At 67.5% G+C, this 5,339-nt stretch carries 6 protein-coding genes and 1 tRNA gene; 3 read left to right on the top strand and 4 right to left on the bottom strand.

From position 1 onward, the window contains the following. The 3 genes from VIR62_RS09055 to VIR62_RS09045 all read left to right on the top strand — a co-directional run. A partial coding sequence (locus tag VIR62_RS09055) for an FxLYD domain-containing protein (protein ID WP_431870565.1) occupies positions 1 to 448 on the top strand: 448 nt, incomplete at its 5' end. A gap of 69 nt (positions 449 to 517) precedes the next feature. Next, positions 518 to 1,618, top strand: a complete 1,101-nt coding sequence (locus VIR62_RS09050; protein ID WP_431870563.1) for a 6-phosphofructokinase — start codon at positions 518 to 520, stop codon at positions 1,616 to 1,618. A gap of 83 nt (positions 1,619 to 1,701) precedes the next feature. After that, positions 1,702 to 1,788: transfer RNA gene (locus tag VIR62_RS09045), tRNA-Leu, on the top strand. A 344-nt stretch (positions 1,789 to 2,132) separates the two neighbouring features. Here the strand turns inward: VIR62_RS09045 and VIR62_RS09040 are convergent. Genes VIR62_RS09040 through trbF form a run of 4 tightly spaced genes read right to left on the bottom strand, consistent with a single transcriptional unit; the run spans position 2,133 to position 5,191 of the window. After that, on the bottom strand, positions 2,133 to 2,354 hold the full coding sequence (locus VIR62_RS09040; protein WP_431870562.1) for a DUF2274 domain-containing protein: 222 nt from the start codon (positions 2,352 to 2,354) through the stop codon (positions 2,133 to 2,135). A 1-nt stretch (position 2,355) separates the two neighbouring features. After that, a complete protein-coding gene (locus tag VIR62_RS09035; protein WP_431870560.1) occupies positions 2,356 to 3,537 on the bottom strand; it encodes a TrbI/VirB10 family protein in 1,182 nt (393 codons plus the stop codon). After that, positions 3,534 to 4,373, bottom strand: coding sequence for a P-type conjugative transfer protein TrbG (trbG, locus tag VIR62_RS09030; protein WP_431870558.1), 840 nt, complete (start codon positions 4,371 to 4,373; stop codon positions 3,534 to 3,536). The genes VIR62_RS09035 and trbG overlap by 4 nt, the downstream gene beginning before the upstream one ends. After that, positions 4,370 to 5,191: a conjugal transfer protein TrbF gene (gene trbF, locus VIR62_RS09025; protein WP_431870556.1), complete on the bottom strand. Its 822-nt coding sequence runs from the start codon at positions 5,189 to 5,191 to the stop codon at positions 4,370 to 4,372. Before trbF ends, trbG begins: the two co-directional genes overlap by 4 nt. Positions 5,192 to 5,339 lie beyond the last annotated feature (148 nt).

Here is a 5,339-nt window from a genome sequence, read left to right as displayed (position 1 = left end):
CGAGCCCTTTGCGGAGGAGGCCGCCGCGCGGCCCCGGCGCAATCCGGCAAGGATGTGGACCCTGCTCGCCGCTGCTGCTGGCCTGCTGATGCTGGGCGCGGTCGCCGCCATCACCTTCATTCCCGAGGCGGGCGCCCTGTTCGGCCGGACGACGGAGACCGCCGGCGCGCTACGGATCGAGGGCGATGCCGACCGGCATCTCCTCGCCAGCGGCAACGAATTGCTTCAGGTCACCGGCCGGATCACCAACCTGACGCGGGAGGTGCAGCCGATCCCCCAGATCCGCGCCGAGCTGCGCGATGCCAAAGGCCGCGTTGTCTATAGCTGGGCGATCTCGCCGCCGGTGCCCTCGCTCCAGCCGGGTCAGAGCGCGACCTTCAACAGTGCCGAAGTCGATGTGCCGCGAGGCGCCAAGGCCCTTAATCTGAGCTTCGGACCCACCGTCTGATTTTTCACCGCGGTTGCCCCCTCGCCCTCGCGCCGATAACGAGCGCTTAAGCGACGCAAGGGAGCCCAGATGCGGATCGGAATCCTGACCGGCGGCGGCGACGTGCCAGGGCTCAACCCCTGCATCCGCTCGATCACCCTCAACGCCGACGATCTCGGCTGGGAGGTGCTGGGCTTCCGACGCGGCTGGGAGGGGGTACTCGCCATCGATCCCGCCGACCCCGCGTCGGTCGACACCAATACCATGGCGCTCACGCGTGAAGGCGTGCGCGGCATCGACCGGATGGGCGGCACCATCCTCCATACCTCTCGTGTCGATCCGCGCACCGTCGTCCGGGGCGACAGCACGGCGCACGTCCTTCATGTGCTGGAGGCGCTCGGCATCGATGCCATGGTGACCTTGGGCGGCGACGGGACGCTCCGCTTTTCCGCCCATCTCGCGGCGCAGGGCGTGACCGTCATTTCCGTGCCCAAGACGATGGATAACGACGTCTTCGGCACCGACTATTGCATCGGCTTCTCGACCGCGATCAGCCGCTCGGTCGAGGCGATCAACGCGCTCAGGACCACCGTCGAGAGCCATGAGCGGATCGGCATCGTCGAGCTGTTCGGCCGCCGCAGCGGCGAGACGGCGCTGCTCGCTGGATTCCTCGCCCAGGTCGATCGGACCGTGATCGCCGAAGTTCCCGCCGATCTCCACATTCTCCTTCCACTCCTCGCCGAGGACAAGGCCTCCAATCCCGCCCATTATGCGATGTGCGTCATTTCCGAGGGCGCCTCGATCAAGGGCGAAGGCGAGGAGAATGGCGAGCTTTCCAAGTCCGCCAGCCAGCGCGCCGACATCGGCGTCGGCCACCGCCTGGGACGGGCCATAACGGAGCGGCTCGGCAGCGGCGTGGTCAATCAGGAGCTCGCCTATCTGATGCGCGCCGGCGAGCCCGACGCGATGGACCGGATGGTCGGATTCGCCTTCGGCGGCCTCGCCGTCCAGTTGCTCGCGAAGGGTGAGACGGCGAGGATGGTCGCGCTCAACGACGGCAATTACTGCCACGTCCCGGTCGACACCCTCCTCAAGGGCAAGAAGTCCGTCGACGTCTCGGGCCTCTACGACCGGGCGACATACCGGGCGAAGCTTATGCGCGTCGAAGGCATGCCGATGTTCCTCTATTGAGCGGCATTGCGTCGCCCAAAACCCTTTGCTAGAGGCCCCGGACCTACCAGCCGCCGGCCCAAGCCGGCGGGTTTTCAGAATGTGCGGTCGTGGCGGAACTGGTAGACGCGCAACGTTGAGGTCGTTGTGGGCGAAAGCCCGTGGAAGTTCGAGTCTTCTCGACCGCACCAATATCCTTTGAAAGATAAGGATAATTTCGGGGGTTTGGCACAGTTTGGCACACTCCCAAATCTGTAGACCGTTCCAATGCTGCGATGAGTTGCCCCAATCCGTGAGCGGGGAACCTACCTGACGAGGCGGGGGCGGCCTCCTCGCCCCGCGGGCGGTTCGCTCTTGGTCATCGCCCACTCGCGGGCAACGGCAGGGAGCCAGCGCGGTCGAGCCAGAGCTGCCACACGCGGGGGCAGCTTTTCAGGACACTGAGAAACCATCCTGCAGATAGTGCTTTCGGAGTAGCCGAGAAATCTGGCCAGCTCTCGTGGCGTCCAGAGCTGCTCCGTCTCATCCACCTCAGCTATCCTTCGGTGACCTTGCGAGATTTGGCAAATCCACGATCGCTCTCGAGGAACGCCGCCAGCATCGCCGGGACAAGTTCGGCAACCGGCTCCTCGACGCCATAGGTCGCGGCATAGACTGTCGCATAATCCTGCAGGGCAGTCTGAAGATCGGGCGTGATGGTGATCGAAAGCTTCACCGGCGTGCGATCGGGCAGCTTGCCGAGCTTGAGATCGGGCATGTCAGGCTCCTTGTCCGCGCCAGGGCGCGAGAATCAGATCGCGGGTCACGAGCACCCGTACGGACGCGCCGGGGCGGATCGTGATGGTCGGTTGGATGTCGAGGTTGCGCTGGGCGATGCGATCGCCGGCGCGCGCCGCGTTGCCTTGCGCGGTTTCGCTCTCGGCGGAGACCGTCAAGTCCGATCCCGCTTCCATCAACGTAGCGATCGCGATGCCCTTGAGCAGCGTCCAGGTATGGAAATCGACCTTGTCGACGAGGCCGGCATAGCCCGCGGCATCGGTCGCGGGCATGTTGTCGAGCCGGACCGAGCTGCCGTCGGGCAGGATCAGGCGCTGCCAGATGATCAGCGCGCGCCGCTGTCCGAAGGTCACCACGCTGTCATATTTGCCGATGAGCCGGGCGCCTTGCGGCACCAGCAGGATGGCGCCCGTCACCGTGTCGAAGACGTTCTGCGTCACCTGCGCGGTGACCATGCCGGGCAGGTCGGAATTCAGACCCGTGATCAGGCTCGCCGCGATGACGGTGCCGGCGAGCAGGCTGTTTGGCGATGCGGGAGGGACCAGTCCTCCGGAATTACGAGCGTCACCGGCCTCGTGGGCCGACGCGAATTGCTCCTTGCGCGTGGCCGGCGCCGAAGCCGGGGCAACCTGGCTTTCGGGTGCCGGCGCGATCGCGGCTGCGACCGGAGGCGACGCGGGGCCCGTCCACGTCGCCATCTGGACCATGAGGCCGGACTCGCGGGCGGCCTTCAGCTCCGCGAGCCGCTGCTGGCGCTCGGCTTCCGCCGCATCCACCCGCGTCGGCACAGCCTCGTCTTCCGCGCGTTCCTGCGCACGCAGGATCGGACGGCCGAGGTCGCCGGGCAATGGCGGACCGAGCTTCGGCGCATCGCTATAGCTCGCGGGAAGTTCCGCGAGCGCGTCGGTGGCCTGCCCTCCCATCGGCTGCGAGAGCTCGCTGTCGTGCACGGCATGCCGGAACACCTGCGGCTTCAAGGCCATCCAGGCGACGCCCATCAGGCCTGCCGAGCCGAGCGCCGCCGCCCCGATGATGGCGCCGCGCCGAAAGCGGATCGCGCGCGCCGGCCGCGAGCGGAGGGTCAGCGTCTCGGGATCGACCTTTCCGGGCTGGGGTATGGCCGGAGCTTCGAGGGGAACCTCGTTGGCGATCGACTCGGTCATGCGCCTCTCCGCCCGCTTTTGGACGTCACGCGATCGATGCGGACGATCTGCTGTTTCCTGAGACCGAGCCGAAGCTCGGCCGCATCGAAGATCCGGTCGACCACGTAGAAACGGCCGTGCTGGCGATAGTTGACCAGCTCGGCCTTCCCCTTCGGTCCGACGACGAACAGTGGCGGCGCCTCGCCGTTCGCGATCGACGCGGGAAATTCGATGTAGGTCCGCCGGCCATCGTCGAAGGCGCGCAGCGGCCGCCATGCCGGCTCGTCGCCGCTGATCGTGTAGTTGAAGTGGAGCTGGTCGATGGTGAGGCCGCTGGCGACCGGCGCGGCCGCCCGCGCCGCCTCGGCCTTGCGTTCGAGCGCCAGGATCTCGTCCCGCGGATAGGTCCAGCGCATCGAAGAGAGCGCGGTACCCTCGGTGCTTACGAGGCGGATATGGTAGGCGCGGCGATCGGTCGTGATGACCATGTTGGTCGCGAGGCCCGCCGAGAAGGGCTTCACCAGCACATGCGTCCGCCGCGTCTCGCCCGAGCCGCTCGTCGTGTCGCCAATCACCCAGCGGGCCGTATCACCGCTCGCCACGGCGACGAGGCTCTCTCCCGGCTGGAGGGCGATGTCGGTGACCAGGCCCGGCGCGGCATAGCCCGTGAATATCGTCCCTTCGCTCCAGGAATAGACGTGCGCGCCACTGACGAACCCCGAGGCGGCCGGCTCGGCGGTCGCGCTCCGCGTAGCGGACTGGATGGTCTTCAGCGGTGCTGACGCCGAGCGGTCCTGCGCGAGCGCGGGATACGCGACGAGGATGCCGACGATCGCCGGCAGCAAGTCCAGTTTCATGGGTTGGTCTCCTGGATGTTCGGCGAGGCCGGAAGCGTCGGCTCGACGCCGACGGCGGGATCGAACGGCGAGCCGCCAGGAACGTCCGATGGGGCCTCGAGCGCCGGGCGCGCGGCGGGGGTCGGCGGGGGAGCTGTATCGAGCTCCCGGCTCCAGTCGATCGCATCGACATAGATCCCGAGCGGATTCTTGCGCAGCACCTCCACCGAGGACGGTGTGCGGGCTATCGTCGTGAGGATCGCGGTCCAGCGGCTCGTCCCCGATTGCGACCCACGCTCGAAGACGGTCTCGGTCCACTTCACTTGGAACGACTTGTCCGAGGCGCGCACGACGCTCGTGACCTGCACCGATACCGTCCGTTCGCCGACGTCGGCGAAAGGTGATGCCGCGCGGGCATATTCGCCGAGGAAGCGCGCGCCTCGCTTCGTCGCGAAATCATAGGCTTCGAGCCAGTCGCGGCGCATCAGCACCGGGTCGAGCGACACCGAGCGCACGTTCGTGATGAAGCGGGACAGATGCCATGCGATCTGCGGATCGGTCGGCTGATAGTCGATAGCGGCGGGGCTCACCGCGCGCGCCTCGCCGAGCCGGTCGACCTCGACCACATAGGGCGTGACCCGGCTCTGCAGCGACTGCCAGGCGAGACCCGTCGATGCGCCCGCGGCCAGTGCAAGGCACCCGAAGGCCATCAGCCTCCAGCTGCGCGCCTGGACCCGCGCGGAGCCGATCCGCTCGTCCCACAGCTGGCCGGCGCGCTGGTAGGGCGTCTCGGGTATTAGCGTGCGGCCGTATCGCTGCACGCTGCGCTTGAAGAACATGGCTCAGTCGTTCCTTTCCTTGATGTCGGGGATGGCGGATGCGCCGCCGCGATCGCCTTGGCTGAGGGCGTGGACCGCGAGCTGGCGGTGATGGCGGCCGGACTGCTCGGCGCGCATGGCGCGCGCCCAGGCCGGCGCTCCGCCGGTT

This window comes from Allosphingosinicella sp., from assembly GCF_036570505.1.
Classification (GTDB): domain Bacteria; phylum Pseudomonadota; class Alphaproteobacteria; order Sphingomonadales; family Sphingomonadaceae; genus Allosphingosinicella.
This window is presented reverse-complemented; position numbering and strand designations above follow the sequence as displayed.